General features: G+C 42.8%; 18 protein-coding genes. 7 read left to right on the plus strand and 11 right to left on the minus strand.

What is annotated here, in order from left to right:
* Positions 1 to 52 precede the first annotated feature (52 nt).
* Together Q1B03_RS06740 and Q1B03_RS06745 are read right to left on the minus strand one after the other, a co-directional pair.
* A complete protein-coding gene (locus Q1B03_RS06740; RefSeq protein ID WP_299739484.1) occupies positions 53 to 391 on the minus strand; it encodes a hydrolase in 339 nt (112 codons plus the stop codon).
* Between the two features lie 56 nt (positions 392 to 447).
* Positions 448 to 837 carry a phage holin family protein gene (locus tag Q1B03_RS06745; protein WP_341356854.1) on the minus strand — a complete coding sequence of 130 codons (390 nt, stop codon included), beginning with the start codon at positions 835 to 837 and terminating at the stop codon, positions 448 to 450.
* 228 nt (positions 838 to 1,065) lie between these two features.
* Here Q1B03_RS06745 and Q1B03_RS06750 point away from each other — a divergent pair, with 228 nt between their 5' ends.
* Positions 1,066 to 1,311 (plus strand): DUF6154 family protein, encoded by a 246-nt coding sequence (locus tag Q1B03_RS06750; RefSeq protein ID WP_044340349.1) that lies wholly within the window; start codon positions 1,066 to 1,068, stop codon positions 1,309 to 1,311.
* A 196-nt stretch (positions 1,312 to 1,507) separates the two neighbouring features.
* On the opposite strand, the gene Q1B03_RS06755 is transcribed toward Q1B03_RS06750, so the two are convergent.
* The gene (locus Q1B03_RS06755) at positions 1,508 to 1,831 is read right to left on the minus strand and encodes a hypothetical protein (protein WP_299739491.1); all 324 of its coding nucleotides are present in this window, start codon (positions 1,829 to 1,831) and stop codon (positions 1,508 to 1,510) included.
* Between the two features lie 50 nt (positions 1,832 to 1,881).
* Between Q1B03_RS06755 and ytzI the strand changes: the two genes are divergently transcribed.
* A complete protein-coding gene (gene ytzI / locus Q1B03_RS06760; protein WP_299739493.1) occupies positions 1,882 to 2,055 on the plus strand; it encodes a YtzI protein in 174 nt (57 codons plus the stop codon).
* Positions 2,056 to 2,102: 47 nt separating this feature from the next.
* Here ytzI and Q1B03_RS06765 read toward each other — a convergent pair whose 3' ends face one another.
* A complete protein-coding gene (locus Q1B03_RS06765; RefSeq protein ID WP_299739495.1) occupies positions 2,103 to 2,576 on the minus strand; it encodes an S-ribosylhomocysteine lyase in 474 nt (157 codons plus the stop codon).
* A gap of 240 nt (positions 2,577 to 2,816) precedes the next feature.
* Between Q1B03_RS06765 and yidD the strand changes: the two genes are divergently transcribed.
* The 5 genes from yidD (at position 2,817) to Q1B03_RS06790 (ending at position 8,091) form a co-directional block, all read left to right on the plus strand.
* Complete coding sequence (gene yidD / locus Q1B03_RS06770; protein ID WP_299739497.1) at positions 2,817 to 3,062, plus strand: membrane protein insertion efficiency factor YidD; 246 nt, start codon at positions 2,817 to 2,819, stop codon at positions 3,060 to 3,062.
* A 172-nt stretch (positions 3,063 to 3,234) separates the two neighbouring features.
* A complete protein-coding gene (locus tag Q1B03_RS06775) occupies positions 3,235 to 4,203 on the plus strand; it encodes a metal ABC transporter substrate-binding protein (RefSeq protein WP_299739692.1) in 969 nt (322 codons plus the stop codon).
* Between the two features lie 642 nt (positions 4,204 to 4,845).
* The gene (locus Q1B03_RS06780) at positions 4,846 to 6,204 is read left to right on the plus strand and encodes a cytochrome ubiquinol oxidase subunit I (protein ID WP_282138950.1); all 1,359 of its coding nucleotides are present in this window, start codon (positions 4,846 to 4,848) and stop codon (positions 6,202 to 6,204) included.
* Between the two features lie 24 nt (positions 6,205 to 6,228).
* Positions 6,229 to 7,260 carry a cytochrome d ubiquinol oxidase subunit II gene (locus Q1B03_RS06785; protein WP_299739502.1) on the plus strand — a complete coding sequence of 344 codons (1,032 nt, stop codon included), beginning with the start codon at positions 6,229 to 6,231 and terminating at the stop codon, positions 7,258 to 7,260.
* Between the two features lie 108 nt (positions 7,261 to 7,368).
* Complete coding sequence (locus Q1B03_RS06790) at positions 7,369 to 8,091, plus strand: 3-ketoacyl-ACP reductase (RefSeq protein ID WP_299739504.1); 723 nt, start codon at positions 7,369 to 7,371, stop codon at positions 8,089 to 8,091.
* Positions 8,092 to 8,153: 62 nt separating this feature from the next.
* Here the strand turns inward: Q1B03_RS06790 and Q1B03_RS06795 are convergent, their stop codons facing one another.
* The 7 genes from Q1B03_RS06795 to Q1B03_RS06825 form a co-directional block, all read right to left on the minus strand.
* Entirely contained in the window at positions 8,154 to 8,525 is a 372-nt protein-coding gene (locus Q1B03_RS06795) for a VOC family protein (RefSeq protein WP_299739505.1), read from the minus strand.
* 76 nt (positions 8,526 to 8,601) lie between these two features.
* Positions 8,602 to 9,708, minus strand: a complete 1,107-nt coding sequence (gene menC, locus Q1B03_RS06800) for an o-succinylbenzoate synthase (protein WP_299739694.1) — start codon at positions 9,706 to 9,708, stop codon at positions 8,602 to 8,604.
* Entirely contained in the window at positions 9,698 to 11,188 is a 1,491-nt protein-coding gene (locus Q1B03_RS06805; protein ID WP_299739507.1) for an o-succinylbenzoate--CoA ligase, read from the minus strand. Before Q1B03_RS06805 ends, menC begins: the two co-directional genes overlap by 11 nt.
* A 274-nt stretch (positions 11,189 to 11,462) precedes the next feature.
* A complete protein-coding gene (gene menB, locus Q1B03_RS06810) occupies positions 11,463 to 12,281 on the minus strand; it encodes a 1,4-dihydroxy-2-naphthoyl-CoA synthase (RefSeq protein ID WP_044340358.1) in 819 nt (272 codons plus the stop codon).
* Between the two features lie 15 nt (positions 12,282 to 12,296).
* Positions 12,297 to 13,100, minus strand: coding sequence for a 2-succinyl-6-hydroxy-2,4-cyclohexadiene-1-carboxylate synthase (gene menH / locus Q1B03_RS06815; protein ID WP_299739696.1), 804 nt, complete (start codon positions 13,098 to 13,100; stop codon positions 12,297 to 12,299).
* Between the two features lie 2 nt (positions 13,101 to 13,102).
* Positions 13,103 to 14,845 (minus strand): 2-succinyl-5-enolpyruvyl-6-hydroxy-3-cyclohexene-1-carboxylic-acid synthase, encoded by a 1,743-nt coding sequence (menD, locus tag Q1B03_RS06820; protein ID WP_299739512.1) that lies wholly within the window; start codon positions 14,843 to 14,845, stop codon positions 13,103 to 13,105.
* Positions 14,838 to 16,244, minus strand: coding sequence for an isochorismate synthase MenF (locus Q1B03_RS06825; RefSeq protein ID WP_299739514.1), 1,407 nt, complete (start codon positions 16,242 to 16,244; stop codon positions 14,838 to 14,840). The genes menD and Q1B03_RS06825 overlap by 8 nt, the downstream gene beginning before the upstream one ends.
* Positions 16,245 to 16,432: the final 188 nt, after the last annotated feature.

The following is a 16,432-nucleotide window of genomic DNA, read 5'->3' on the forward strand; positions in this document are numbered from 1 at the left end:
AAATAAAAAGCATTGGTCCACAGATTTCACTTCTGAACCAACACTTTTGTCATTACTCCTGGTTTTCATGAGGTTGCGAATTCAGGATACCTATACTATCAATGAATTTCTTCGCTTCATCATCTCCCAATTTATGAATCATTTCATACACAAGATGCAAGTTTTCATCATACGCATCATTCTCGCGATCAAAATGATACTGGAGATAGGGTACGTGAGCCCGATAGAAATTCTGCCAATCGACTGAGTGATTGGAATCGAACACTTCCCGAAGCTGGGTGATTTCTTCATCGGTTGCAGATATCTTAAAGTTCCATTCGGAATCTGTCGAGCTTCTTGAAATTTCACCAGTGGCTACTTCAATATAATAATCATGTCGTTCTTCGTTCATCTTCCCACTCCTTCACTGTACTTATCCTTCATTTTCCTCAATTGAAGAAATTCTATTCACTTCGATTTCTTCTTCAACACTTCTACCGCTTTCCGTAAAAACTCCGGCACGGGGACTCCCGCTCTACCTACATTCTCAATGATTGAAATCATTTCATTACATAAATAAAAAATAATCGTCGCATTACGAATAAAGTGTTGATTTGTTAGTATAGTATCAATAAGGTGGGCAACCGTGACAAGAGCGAAAATCAGCACTTTCCGGCCAATCCCTTTCAAACCGGATTTGCTTGATAACTCTCCTTCGATCCCACTTGCAATCATCCCGGTGAAATAATCCAGAATCACGGCAATTAACAAGATAGTCAACAGCGAATTCCATTCTCCAAATAAATTTAGAATCATTGCACCCAGGCCCGATCCAACGAACAGCATACTTTTTTCCAAATATAGCATCCCCTTTTCCTAATGGTTGGCTTTGTTACAAGTGAATGTGAAGCCAGGACTCCACCGGCTTTTATAGCACCTTATGTCAAAAGTGAGCAAAGACCGATTTATATCTCGTGGTTAATTAGTCTTATAAAGGGTAAAGACAAATAAGAGTTGTCCTAGCATAATATGTAGAGAAATTCATAAACGTTCATGGTAAAATGATACGAAAGGGAGGTGAAGCGCATGAAGTTGATCGAAGAGATTTATGAAATGTACCGAGGAAGGATCAAAGGTACCGACGAAGACTTAGACCTCATTGCCCTTACAATCTTAGAAGATACCTCCAGGAACGAGCTCCTGGAACTTATTCAAGAAATGGAAACAGAAGAATTACAATACTTCTTCCGCTTATACATATTCGAAACACTTAAAGAAAAATGGTCCAACAGCGAAGAACGAGTGAGACTCGAGAAAAAGAGCCTTCACTAATCGAAAAGCGGAGGCGGCTTGCTAAGGCCCGACAAGCATTTCTGGGAAATCCCTGAAGGCGTTCTTTGCCTTTTGGGGATTTTTCAGAAATGACCTTGAGGGACTAGCCGCCGGAGCTGGACAATCGTATAGTCATTTTCCAAATGAAAGAAGAAGCCTTGATCCGAATTTTTCCGGAACAAGGCTTCTTCCCTTTTCATCCCCTCACATCAAGGACATGTCCTTGATCGGGATGCGGTGCAGGCTGACTGACCTGCATTTCTTTCATCATTACGGTCGCTTGAGCCGTTTGAGTCGCCATCTGACTTTTCAATAAATTCATACTGAGTGTTCGTTGAAGCTCAGCGACCTGCTTACCCATCATTGACGAAACATCCTTGGTAACATCCCCCTCGTTTCGACTATCAAAGCTTGTACATACTAATAAAAAGTCATTCGCACTAATCAGCATACCAAATTTTTCTATAGGGAAATTGAAACCTTGAGCATTTCCGTCATAAAAATGTTGATATTTATCCACGACCATCCCATTCTTCTATGGTAAAATAGTGAAAAAAAGGGGGTTGCGTAATGTCAGTAACTCTTGTCCTGATCATTGCTGTTGCTATATGTATTTTAGTGATATTCGTAAGTGCCCTTACGACTTCCAAAGCATATACAGCGGTTAAACATACAGTAGATCCACTTGAAGATAATCCTCACTTGGAGAAGATGAAGCAAGAAGATGAAAAGCAAGACAAATAAAAGAAAATCCACCGTTCTAATTTGAACGGTGGATTTTTTTAATGTTCTTATGCAAAAACCTGCTTTAGCTCTTCATTGCTTTGGCTAAGCCAGAAACGCATCAATTTCTTTGCTCCTTCTAAATCATGGAGCTTCGCCTGGCCGCATTGTTTTTCATTGGCTGCCGGAATTTCTTCTATCTCGACCGCTTCTTTCATCGTATCATTCAAAAGGCCGATGATTTCTTCCACTTTCGGCTCTCCGCTAACAACCAGATAGTAGCCAGTCTGGCATCCCATCGGGGAAATATCAATAATATCGAAATGAGCATATGGCTCTGCGTATTTACGGATGGTGAAGGCTAATAAATGCTCTAGTGTATGAATGGAATCAGGCTTCATCGCTTGTTTGTTCGGCTGGCAGAAACGAATATCAAACTTGTTGATAAGTCCGTCGCTTCCTACCTTATGGACACCGCAATGTCTCACAAAAGGTGCTTTCACTGCATTATGATCTAATTCAAAGCTTTCTACTGAAGGCATTAAAATCACTCCCATTTAGTTTCTAGTTATAAGTATAACGTAAATTCATAGTTATTTCATCAACTTAATCCGAATTAAAAAAAATACCTGTATTTTCTAATTGGAAATTCTTAATGATACATTTTTTATATACGGAAGAAAAACCGATTGTGATGAACATTGGAAGAACAGCAGTTAAAAACATTTTTATCCTCTTCACAGTTCTGATATAGTAAAAGAAAATCAATCAGGAGACGTGTTATGAAAAGGTTATTGTTACTTGTATTCAAGGTGTACCAGCGGGTCATCTCTCCTCTCAAGCCTCCCACTTGCCGGTTCTATCCAACCTGTTCCCATTATGGCGTGCAGGCAGTGAGCCGGTTCGGTGCAATACGCGGAGGCTGGTTAACAATAAAGCGGATTTTTAAATGCCACCCCTTTCATCCTGGTGGAATTGATTACGTGCCAGAAAAGTGGCCATCTAAAAATACGAATCATCCCGACTAGCTCCTATCCGGAGGTAGTCTTTCTTTTTTTAAAAAGATAAAATATAAAAATTCATCCATTTATCTTGCTTATTCCCCATAACGGTAGTAAAATAACCTTTGTGCTAAATCGTAATCATTACAGTTATCAAATTATTTCATTTAAAGGAGGATTCCTCTTGAACTATATTCGTATGAGTTTATTTTTATTATTGATTTTCGTATTGTCCGCTTGCGGAGCCACTTCTGAGCAGGAAGAGGCTGGAAAGAAAGATAAATTGGAAGTCTACACTACTGTGTATCCACTCGAGGATTTCACGAAAAAAATCGGTGGGGAACATGTGGATGTGGAAAGCATTTACCCTCCAGGTGCCGATGAGCATACGTTTGAGCCTTCACAAAAAGATATGATTAAAATGGCTGATGGAGATGTTTTCTTCTACATCGGAATGGGACTTGAAGGATTCGTTGAAGGATCGAAATCGATTCTGGAAAACGAAGATGTAGTCGTTGTACCGACCAGTGAACATGTTGAATTGAAACATGAAGAAGATCATGGTGAAGAAAGTGCTGAAGAGCATGAAGAGCACGAAGAACATGGCGACTCTCACGGGGACGATCACGGGGATGAGCACAACCATGACGTTGATCCTCATCTATGGTTAGACCCGGTCTACTCTAAAGAAATGGCGAAAACCATTGCAGATACCCTTTCAGAAGAAATGCCGGAACATAAGGAAGATTTTCAAGCAAACCTCGATGCTTTAACGAAAGATTTAGATGCGCTGGACGCTGAATTTAAGGACATGGCTGAAAATGCACCAAAGAAAACCTTCTACGTTTCTCATGCTGCTTACAGCTATTGGGAAGAACGATACGGATTGCACCAGGAAGCCATTGCCGGATTGAATACGGCTGATGAGCCATCGCAGCAAGAACTTAAGAAAATCATTGAAAAAGGAAAAGAAGACAATGTTCAATACATCCTCTTTGAACAAAACGTCTCTTCCCGTCTCACAGAAGTCGTACAAAACGAATTGGGTGCAAAAGCCCTGACCCTTCATAACCTTTCTGTACTTACGGAAGAAGACAGAAAGAATGATGAAGACTATTTTTCACTCATGAAGAAGAACATCGAGACTTTAAAACAGGCATTACAATAGAACATTTTGAGAAAGAGCAGCTGGCGAGCTGTTCTTTTTTAGTTTTTGCGATTAAAAATCTTTATAAAAAGGTACTTTTCAAGATTAATCGTTAAATTAGCAAGTATATTAGCAATTATCGACGGGTTTTTAGCTCCGGGAGTAGGCCGATATCAATTTTATTTTCAAATTCGGTCGACTTATTTTCAATTTTCCAGTTTTATTTTCAAAATCGAGCCATTTATTTTCAAATTTTCAATTTTATTTTCAAATCAAACCCTCTGCTTCATTTTGCATATATATTTTCGATTCCCGTAAAGCGATAAGCCAATATACGATTAAATTTACTGCTATATTATCGACTTTGGCCCAAATATTATCGACTTTCCGATTATATTATTGACTCTGTCCCATATATTATCGATTTCCCAATTATATTATCGACTCTACCTCATAAATTATCGACTTTCCAATTATATTATCGACTCTGCCCCATATATTTTCGACTTTGCCTATTATATTATCAACTTAAAAAAATCGACATTCGCCAACAGCATTCCAGATCAACAATCAAACTTTCTCCCCCTACTAAAAATCATGAATATTATTTTCCATTAAGTGGACAATAAGGAAATGTTAAAGACTAGTAAGGGAGACATGAGAATGGATGAATTAGTAATTGCTCGTTCCTTGTTTGGTACTACAATGGCCTTTCATATCATTTTTGCCACACTTGGAGTCGGTATTCCGTTAATGATTCTTGTTGCAGAGATAATGTATCAACGGACGAACGATCTCGATTATTCCGTGATGGCAAAACGCTGGACGAAGGCCTTCGCCGTGCTGCTGGGGGTAGGGATTCCGACAGGGACGATTGCAGGTGTTCAATTGTCACTCCTATGGCCCGGGTTCATGGAGGTTATCGGGCGGGTGATGGCACTGCCGTTCCAAATCGAAATCTATGCCTTTTTTGTTGAGGCGTTATTTATGTCTATTTATGTATATGCGGCGAATCGGATCGCTCCCTGGATGAGAATCGTGAGTCTTGTCCTGGTCGCCATCGGTGGACTTGCTTCAGCTGTTTTAATCACGAATGTGCATGCGTTTGAAGGGACACCCGCCGGATTTGAAATGGTGAACGGAGAAATTACCAACGTGGATCCTTGGAAAGCCTTCTTCAATCCAAGCTTTTTCGTTACGGCGGGGCATGTTGCTTTATCTGCTTATGTAGTGGGATCGTTCACGATTGCTACAGTTTCTGCATTTAAGATGCTCCGAACTTCATTTGGGTCAAGGATTTATAAATTTCATCAAAAATCACTCATGATTTGTTTATTAGTAGGGGGCGTCTTCTCCTTCTTCACAGCGATTAATGGACATGAATCGGCTCAAATGCTTCATGAGTATCAGCCTGAGAAACTGGCTGCAGCTGAAGGCTTGTTTGAAACCCAAACCCATGCACCACTTTCCATTGGAGGCTTCACGGATCCTGTAGAGAGGGAAGTAAAATGGGGGATCGAGATCCCCTGGGCCCTTAGTTTTCTTGCTGGAAACAGTTTCGATACGGAGGTCATCGGCTTAAACGACTTTCCTGAAGAATATTGGCCGCCTCTCTTCGTTCATACGTTATTCAACGCGATGGTGGGAATCGGCTCCCTGCTCATTTTACTTTCCCTCATTGCCTACGTATGGAACAAATTATTGAAAAAAGACCGGTTCCCTAAGTGGTTGATGTGGTCGTTTGTAGCCGGTGGCCCCCTATCGATCTTAGCTATCGAATTCGGATGGATTTTCGCTTGTACCGGCCGTCAGCCTTGGACGATTTACCGCATCCTGAGTACAGAGGATTCGGTTACCACGACGGGAAACTTAGCCGTTCTGTTCGTTCTGTTCGTTTCGGTTTATGCGATTTTAGCCGTGTCCGTGGTTCTTGTTCTCTTGTATTACTTCAAACGGAATCCGCCTGAAAAAGACATCAACAAAGCGGAAGGAAAGAATAAGGATATTCCTCTATCCACATAAACAGCAATAATGGGAGGTGAAGTTATGACACAAGCATTGATTGCCATCACGATACTATGGGGGTTCGTCTTTATTTATGCCGTCATGGCAACGATGGATTTCGGGGCCGGCTTTTGGTCGATGATCTACATTAATCATGACAAGACAAAAGCCACCAATATCGCCAACCGGTATCTGTCGCCAACCTGGGAGGTGACGAATACATTCATTGTTGCCCTGGTAGTGGCAGTGTATAGTATGTTTCCAGGTGCAGCCTATTCATTAGGAACGGTGCTGCTCGTCCCTGGAAGTTTAATCCTGCTGCTTCTGGCTCTTCGAAGTGCATTTCTGGTATTCTCTCACGTGGCAGATGATTACAGAAAGCCATTGACCTATGTGACAGGGATTACAGGATTGTTGATTCCAGGTCTGCTCATCAGCGTACTTCCCATCTCTCACGGACCTTACATCGATTTTGAAGACGGACAAACGCTTCTTCTCGGGAAGCTGTTTACGAGTCCACATGAATATGCCTTCTTCGGATTTGCCGTTGCCAGTACGTTATTTCTTTCATCCTTGCTTCTTGCTGACTACTCAAAAGCTTCTAAGGAATTTGAAGCCTTTAAAGTGTATCGGCGGGATGCGATGATCATCGGTCCAATCTCTGTCATTATGGCGTTCCTCATTATGTTCACCATGAAGAATGAAGCGTCATGGATATATGATAGAATGATGGAAGACCAGAATTTGTTATGGCTCTCCTTAATCGGGTTCCTGGTTGCCGGGGGAGCATTATTTCTACCCACCAATAAAGAGGGCATGAAGGGAATGCCCCGTGTGGCAGTCATCGCCGTGACATTTCAATATGTTCTGGCAAGCTATGTATACGGTAAAGCCCACCTGCCCTATATCATCTACCCGGAAGTCACGATCCAGTCCGGATTCACGGATCCCAACTCGTTTAAGGCTGTGTTCATCACCTATATTGTCGGATTCATCATCCTGTTTCCTGGTTTTGTCTACTTTTGGAGCTTGTTTATGAATGATAAACGATATTTGAGGCAAAAAAGTGAATGACTGCACTATAGCTCCGAGACTCTCGGAGCTATTTCTCTTATCATTTGCTTATCCATTCCCCTGGCCTTACACTAACGGTAGAAATTAGATTTGAAAGGATGATCCATAGTGGCACAATCAATTAAAGGTAAAATCGCTTATATTACGGGTGCTGCCCGGGGAATCGGAAAGGCAACAGCATTGGAGCTAGCCCGAGAAGGTGTTCATGTCGGCTTGATCGCCCGGACAGAAAGTACACTGGAAAATGTGGCGGAAGAAGCAAGATCACTGGGTGTGAAAGCCAGTGTCGCAGTAGCTGATATCTCAGATATGGAGCAAGTGGATGAAGCCATTTCGAAACTGAAAAATGAACTCGGTCCAACCGATATCCTGATCAACAATGCCGGTATCGGAACGTACGGCTCTTTTCTGGAAATCGATCCGGCAGATTGGAAGAAAACCTTTGAAGTCAACGTATTTGGAACGTATCATGTGACGCGTGCCGTCCTGCCTCAACTTATCGAGAAAAACCGCGGGGACATCATCAATATTTCTTCCAGCAGCGGATTGAAAGGCACGGCAAAAAGCACGGCTTACAGTGGATCGAAATTTGCCGTTCAAGGGATGACAGAAGCGTTGATGCAGGAAGTCCGTCCACATAATATCCGTGTCATGACTCTGAACCCAAGCCTCGTGGCAACGGATCTTACCTTTGGGGATAAGCTCGATGAAGCGGACAAAGAGAAATACATGCAGCCCGAGGATTTAGCGGAACATATGGTTTCTCAGCTGAAATTACACCCGCGTATCTTTATCAAGCAGTCTCTTCAGTGGGCGACGAACCCTTTTTAATAAACATAAGAAACAAGAAAAGCTCAGATTCAGCTCTGAGCTTTTCCTTTTCAACCTTCTTTTTATCTGTGTTGATCTACAAGAATCGGATTGCCATCAGGATCTTCAATCGTGAAACTTGCAGGACCTTCGCCTGATTCATCTGCTTCAGTCAACATTTTTACACCTTGTTCTTTCAGCTGTTTTTGAAGGTCCCGAATGTCCGTAAACGATTCGAGATTTTCGGCATTTTGATCCCATCCTGGATTAAAGGTCAGGAGGTTCTTCTCAAACATACCTTCGAACAGACCGATTACAGTAGTTCCATTCTTCATGATAAGCCAATTTTGGGCAATTTCCCCTCCCAAAGTTTGAAATCCAAGTTTTTCATAAAATGCTTTTGATTTATGAATGTCTTTCACACTTAAGCTTACAGAAAATGCACCTAGTTTCATATTTCCTCCTCCTGAAAATTGATAATTCAGATATTCGTGATAGGTCAAGTATAAATAATTACCATTGGAAAGACAATTATGCGTTAAACTTTTCTCTATACGTGGTCACTTCACTCAACCGTTTTTTATTCAACTCCACACCTATCCCCGGACCATCCAAACGTTCCGCCCTACCATTTTTCACGACGATAGGAGAAGAAATGATATCTTCTTCCCAATATTTCCAGGAGGAAGAAATATCCCCCGGAATCGAGAATCCCTCGAGAGTGGCAAGGGCCAGATTATGAGCCCGGGAAACCCCAAACTCGATCATGCCTCCGCACCATACATTGATGTGATTCTCCTGGCACAACCGGTAGATTTCCAAAGCACTTGTGTAACCTCCGACTCTGCCAAGCTTGATATTGACCACTCCGCAACTATTTAAATAGATGGCACTTTTCATATCATGAGGGGTTACGATACTTTCATCCAAACAAATCGGAGTCGACAGCTCTTTTTGCAAAAGAGAGTGCTCCACTAAATCATTAACTCCCAAAGGCTGTTCGATCATCTCCAGACCAAACTCATCTAGTGCTTGAAGCCGGCTTTTGTCTTCAAGGGAATAAGCTGAGTTCGCATCTGCCAGAAGAGAAAGCGAAGGAAAATGGTCCCTCAACTCTTTCACAATCTCCACATCCGCTCCAGGAGAGATTTTCAGCTTTATGCGTTGATACCCTTCCTGCACAAGATCTTCAGCCGAATGGATCATTTCTTTCACTGAGTTGGACCCCACAACGGCGCCGGCAAGAATTTCAGAACGTGTCCCCCCGATCATCTCCCAGAGAGGAACGTTCTGCTGCCTTGCATAGAGATCCCATAAAGCCATTTCAAGTGCAGCCTTCGCCATTGAATTTCCCCGAACGGCTGCGAATCTCTTTCCGATTTCTTTAGGGTGTTCAAACGGGTCGCTGTTCATTAAAGGAATTAATACATCTTTGATCATATGATAGGATGTTTTCACAGTTTCTTCTGTATACCACGGTGTGGAAAAAGCAACTCCCTCTCCCAGCCCAATCAATCCGTCGGCATCCTGAATCTCAACGATGATCCCTTCCCGTTTTTCAACGGTTTGCAGATGGGTCACAAAGGGCTTTTTCAATGGCATCGATAGGATGTGAAGCGTAATGGATTTAATCTTCATCGACATACAGTCCCCTCTCCCACTGCTCCCGTAACACCCTTCTCAGCAGTTTGTTCGAGGCATTTCGTGGTAACTCATCTACAAAGATTATTTTTTTCGGCTGTTTATATGATGCCAGATGATCGGAGCAGTAGTTTAAGATCTCTTCTTTTGTAAGATGCTCTTTTTTAACGATAAACGCACAGGGAATTTGTCCCCATGTGTCATTTGGAATTCCAGCCACCCCGGCATCCTCTACTCCGTCACAGCCCAACAGCACACTTTCAATTTCCGCAGGATACACATTTTCCCCCCCGGAAATGATGAGGTCTGATCGCCGGTCCAGTACAAATAAGAACCCCTCTTCATCTACATAACCGATATCCCCTGTATGGAACCAGCCATCTTCAAAACTTTTCGCATTGGCTTCCTCTCTTCGATAATACCCGTTCGTTACATTCGGGCCTTTTACCAGGATTTCACCCTCTTGATTTGCTCGAGCTGCACCTTTTTCATTCTTGATTCTTAATTCTGAAGGAAAGAGGGGCTTCCCGGCGGAACCCAGCTTCTTCATACTATATTCAGGTGATAATGTCACGATTTGTGAAGCCGTTTCAGTCATTCCATACGTTTGAAAGACGGGCACTCCCTTATCCTTACAAGCCTGAAGTAAAGAAAGTGGTGCAGGTCCGCCGCCTAACAGCATGCAGCGGAAATTCGGGTGATACGTTCGACTCCCTGAATCTTTCATCAAACGCTGAAGCATATTGCTTACAACCGACATGATCGTAACCCTTCCACTTTCAAGCTCCTGATTGATGCTCTCGACGTCGAAGGTTTCAAACAGTCGTACCTTCATCCCATAAATGACACTTCTCATAAGGATCGAATACCCGCTTATATGAAAGAGAGGAACCGAGCAAAGCCAGGCATCATTTTCACTTATTCCCAGGTTCAAGGAAGAACCAATGGCACTCCACCAATGGTTTCCGTACGATTGAAGGACTCCTTTTGGGGCTCCGGTCGTACCAGAGGTATACATAACCGAGCATGCTTGGTCTAACTGAAAATAATCCTTCACTTTAAAGCTTGTAGGTGGTGTTTGAAACAACTGAGAGAATGGGACCCCATCAACGTGATCCCCTAAAAAAGACAACTTATCCTCAAACTCATCTTCATAAATGACCGTTGTTAACTCCATATCCTGTATTTGAAAAGATAATTCATTCGAACTCAGTTTGTTGTTTAATAAAACCGTCGTGAATCCCAGCTGTTGAATGGCATGGATAACCAACACAGATTCCACTTTATTTTTAATCATGAGTCCCACAAAGGGATGGGTGGAAGATTTCACTACTGTATGAAGCTGTTCGCCTATATGAATTGCTTTATCCCAGAGCTCTCCGAAAGTATATTCCACATCACCATTACTTAGTGCCATCCGATCAGGGGTTAAGAACGCTCTTTGTTTTAGCCAGTTAGGCAATTGCTGTGTAGTCATCCTGTCATTCTCCATTCCTTTCTTGTTTGTGCTCTTTACCGTCTTTCGTTACAGAGCTTTATTGGATCTTTTGTTCATTGTTACGGCACTTCTGAGCTTTGTTCTGTAACTTCTGGACTTTGTTGTGCCACTTTTGGCTTTTGTTGTGCCGACTCCCACAAAACTTGTGCCAAATTGTGAACAATAAGAAAAACCAAGAACAGAATGTGTATTCAGTAAATCTTCATTTAAAAAAGCCCGATGAATCAGCAAAGATTCATCAGGCCACCTTAGATCAAGGGAAACGAGGGAATTGTCCAAAGTCTGGTTTACGCTTTTCTTTGAATGCGTCGCGACCTTCTTTGGCTTCTTCCGTTGTGTAGTATAGAAGGGTAGCGTCACCTGCAAGCTGCTGCAGACCTGCCAATCCATCTGTATCTGCGTTGAATGAAGCCTTTAAGAAACGAAGGGCAGTCGGACTTTTTTCAAGCATCTCTGAAGCCCACTGAACTGTTTCCGCTTCAAGCTGCTCATATGGAACAACTGTATTGACAAGTCCCATTTCAAGCGCTTCCTGTGCGTTGTACTGACGGCATAGGTACCAGATTTCTTTCGCTTTCTTATGACCGACGATGCGTGCAAGATATCCTGCACCGTATCCGGCATCAAAGCTTCCTACTTTAGGACCTGTTTGTCCGAAGATCGCGTTGTCAGCAGCAATCGTAATATCACACACTACGTGAAGGACGTGTCCTCCTCCGATGGCATAACCTGCTACCATTGCAATGACTGGCTTAGGGATCACGCGGATCAGACGTTGTAAATCCAATACATTCAATCGTGGAATTTCATCTTCCCCGACGTAACCGCCATGTCCGCGCACTCTTTGGTCTCCGCCCGAACAGAATGCCTTCTCACCGGCACCTGTTAAAACGATGACACCAACCTTAGAATCATCACGTGCATAAGCAAATGCATCGATTAATTCCATTACAGTTTTAGGACGAAAAGCGTTGCGAACTTCTGGTCGATTGATCGTGATCTTTGCAATTCCATTATATGTTTCGTACAAAATATCTTCGTAGTTTCTTTCTGAAACCCATTCAAAAGCCATTGGTTTGTTCCTCCTTTATGTAGTTAACAGTAGATCCTCTATTATTGTACCAAACTTTCGCGGTTCTTCCACATGAATTGCATGACCTGTGTTAGAAATTGTCATGATTTGAAAGTCCGGATTGAGGTTTTTCATTTCTTTTGCGATATGAACAAACTTCTGATCCAGCTCTCCGACAAGTAAATGGACTGGTATAGAAAGCTCGCCCAGCTTGTCCCACCATGAGTCTTGAGCCCCTGTCCCCATTCCTTTTAAGCTATTGGATAAGCCTAATGGGGACTGACCCAGGCGCTGCTGCCGAATCTCGGCACGCTCATTATCAGTAAGTCTTTTTTGAGAAGCAAACAACGGGATCTCTTCCCAAAAGTCGACAAAGTCTTCCATTCCTTCTCTCATGATCCTTTCGGCTAATGCGTGGTCTTTTTTCCGCCGTTCCACTCTTTCTTCACCCGTTTTCAATCCGGGAGAGGCACTCTCAAGAATCAGGGACTTCACCTTTTGAGGGTAGCTCATGGCGAAGTGAAGGGCTGTCCGGCCTCCCATTGAATAGCCGATCAAGACCGCCTGCTCTATTTCAAGTGCAGACAAAATGGAATCAAGATCATTGGATACACGATCCATTGTATACCTTGAGAAATCCTCAGGTGCTTCTGTGCGGCCATGACCAATCAAATCAATGCTTACACACCTATAGGTGGAAGATAATTGATCGGTGATTTTTGACCATGTCGTCGTATCCCCGGTAAAGCCATGAAGAAAAACCAAAGGCTCTCCTTCTCCTTTAACTTCTACAAAATAGCGAATATCATTCACTTGCAGGATCAATGATTTTCACCCTTACATTTCTTCACCATTTCCCGGGAAACAAAATTCCACAAATTACGATGATTTGCTACATTTTCTTCACGGTTCGTCATTACTTCAATGATTTTCAAGCCGTTTTTATGCTTTGCTTCCTCAACAGCAAAAGCAAATTCTTCTTCTGATTCCACTCGGAAATAACCGGCTTCGTAAAGCTTGGCCGCATGGGAAAAATCCAGATCCATTGGCGTGCCGAACAGCTCTTCAAAGTATTCACCTTCACCCGCCTGCGGAAGATAAGAAAAGATTCCCCCACCATTATTATTAAGGACCACAACGGTCAGATTAAGCTTGTATTTCTTACCGACGAGGAGGCCGTTTAAATCGTGGAAGAAAGCAAGATCACCTATCAAAAGATACATGGATTCTGAGCTTGTGCTCATCCCAAGTGCTGTCGACACCACGCCGTCAATTCCGTTCGCTCCCCGATTGGCATAGATACCGATTGACCGATCATTACTAAAGAAAAATGTATCGATGTCCCGTATCGGCATGCTGTTGCTTACAAATACATTTGATTTTTCAGGCAGGTGTTGAATAAGTTCACTTACTGCCATTCCTTCATCCCATGACAAATGACCTTTTAGAAGGAGTTCCTTTGTAGAATGGTTCACATTCTTCCAGTGATTGATCCACTTTTTAGAAAAAACACGGCTTTCTTCATTGATCATGCTTTGACAGAATTGGCTCTCATCACAATAGATATATTCCGTCCCTTTTGCAATGGGATCCTGCCATTCTTCCCCCGGACTCACGATCCAGTATGGCATTTCAGAAAGACCTTTCAAAAACAACATGAGAGGCTTTGAAACAGGCATGGCACCGAAACGGATCACGATTTCAGGGTGCAGGCTCTTCTTCACTTCATCAATCTTCAGGAACGTATCATAGGTATCGATAATATGTGCCTTCGAATGAGAACCGCTTCTCATCTGGGAGAGGGGGTCCGCTGCGATGGGAAAACCGAGTTTCTCACTAAAGGCAACGATGGAATCAATCGAATCACTATTCAGGCCCGGTCCGCATACAATCAGACCTCTCTCTTTATTTCTGAGTATCCCTTGAAGCTCTTGAGAGATTGAGTGGGAAAGGCTCCTTTCTCCGTGGAGGACCCTTTTCATCTGTGAACCTGTTGAATAAGATACGCCCTTTAAATCAGGAATTAACGGTTCTCTAAATGGAAAATTAAAGTGAACGGGTCCTCTCGGTTCTGCTAGTGAAAGTCCTATTCCTCTGGATGCTGACGATCTTGCATATTCAAGCATGGACGGACTATTCTCCGGCAATGCCATATCCACTGTCCATTTTACGTGTTTCCCATATAGATCCAGCTGATCAATCGCTTGCGGGGCACCTACCTCCCGCAGCTCATGGGGACGATCAGCCGTCAGCACGATCAACGGCACTTTCGCGTAGCGGGCTTCAATAATCGCTGGATAATAATTGGCTGCTGCCGTTCCGGATGTACAGAGGATGGCTACCGGCTTTTTCTTTGCCTTCGCAACCCCTAAAGCAAAGAACGCAGCAGAACGTTCATCTACGTTAATGTACGTCTTTACCTCTGGATGATGGGCGAATAATAACGCCAAAGGAGTAGATCGAGAGCCAGGGCTAATGACTACTTCGTCTACTCCATTTCCAACTAATTCTTCAATAAATGCCGCTAAATAATGTGTTAAATGCTGCTGATGTTCATCAATCATTTATGTTTCCCCCTAATGCCCTTAGCATCGGTCGAAATTTCATTTGTGTTTCTCTAAATTCACTTTCCGGCTGAGAATCTGCCACTATTCCGCACCCTGCATATAAATAAGCCTTATCCTTCTGAAGTAGACCTGATCGAAGGGCAACGGCATACTCACCATTTCCATAGGCATCGATCCAGCCGACAGGACCCGCATACAAACCACGATCCATAGCTTCCTCTTCTCTGATCACATGCAATGCCTTATCCCTTGGTACCCCGCCTAATGCAGGGGTTGGATGTAATTTTTCCACCAGATTGATAAGAGATGTATGTTCAGACGCCTGTCCAATGACAGGAGTATATAAATGCTGAATGTCTTTCAGCTTCATCAGTTGAGGCGAAGACGGAATCGTCAATGTTTCACAAAAAGGTGTAAGAGCGTCTTGAATGCTCTCCACCACGAGCTGGTGCTCATAACGGTTCTTTTCATCCAGCAGGAGCTCTTCGCCCAGCTTCTCATCACTTTCCAACGATTCCCCGCGGGCAATCGATCCTGCTAAACAGGTGGAAAGAATTTCTTCTCCCGATTTCTTCACGAGGCGTTCGGGCGTAGCTCCGATAAAGCAGCTATCTTCCCTCTCAAAGCTGAAGACAAAGCTGTCCGGCTGCTGCTTCCACAAATTATCCAATACAAAATCAGATGACACTTGGGTATCAAACGACACTTCACATTTTCTGGCAAGCACTACCTTATCCATTTCACCCTGCTTTAAACGATTCACCACATTTTGAACAGAATCCTTCCATTCTTCAGGCTTCATATCCCTATTTTGCAGCCATTGGGGCTGTTCAGGAATAATAGGCATCCTTGCATTGGCAAGAAGTTCATCCTTGATTCTTATGCAATCATAGAATAATGATTCTTCCTCATCCGGATGACAAATGAAATTCACCGTTAAATAATTGGTTTTTCCCGGCTTTGTCAGCATAAACATAGGTAATTGAAACGTACCGTTCGAGAATTGCCTCCACTCTTCTCCGATAGATTTAAGCGGATCAAAGCTAAAGCCGCCAAATAACAAAGGTCCTGTGCCTGCAATTTCTTCCCCAGTGACAACGACAGACTCTACAATTAAGCGCTTCCACTCATTCTCAACCGTAAAAAATCGTTCTTCAATCTCATTTGTAGACAATATATGAGCCGCTCCAATCCCTACTAGCGAGATGGTATGATCACGGTCCTTCCATAGAAAACGCTCACCAACAAAAGAGCTTCCTCCATAATAAAAAGAAAGAGGATCGACTGCATCGACTTCCTCCACTATGCTGAGAAGGACGGGGTGATGTAATTGTTTAGCCTTCATTTTGGCTGTATCATATGCTTTTTCAATATTGGTTTTATGAATGGTAACCAATTGAATTCCCCCAAACAAAATCACGTACGATATTCAAACTTATTTTAAGATACACCTGTCTTTAAGGTGTGTCAACGGAGTTTAAGACATGTTAACAATATTTATCCTTATTATATATAATAAACCCTTTTTCCCCTTTTGAGAAACCAAAAGCGTTGTAAAAGTCCTCAATTACTGGAAAATAGCAC

This window comes from uncultured Rossellomorea sp. (genome assembly GCF_947488365.1).
In the GTDB taxonomy this organism is placed as follows: Bacteria; Bacillota; Bacilli; order Bacillales; family Bacillaceae_B; genus Rossellomorea.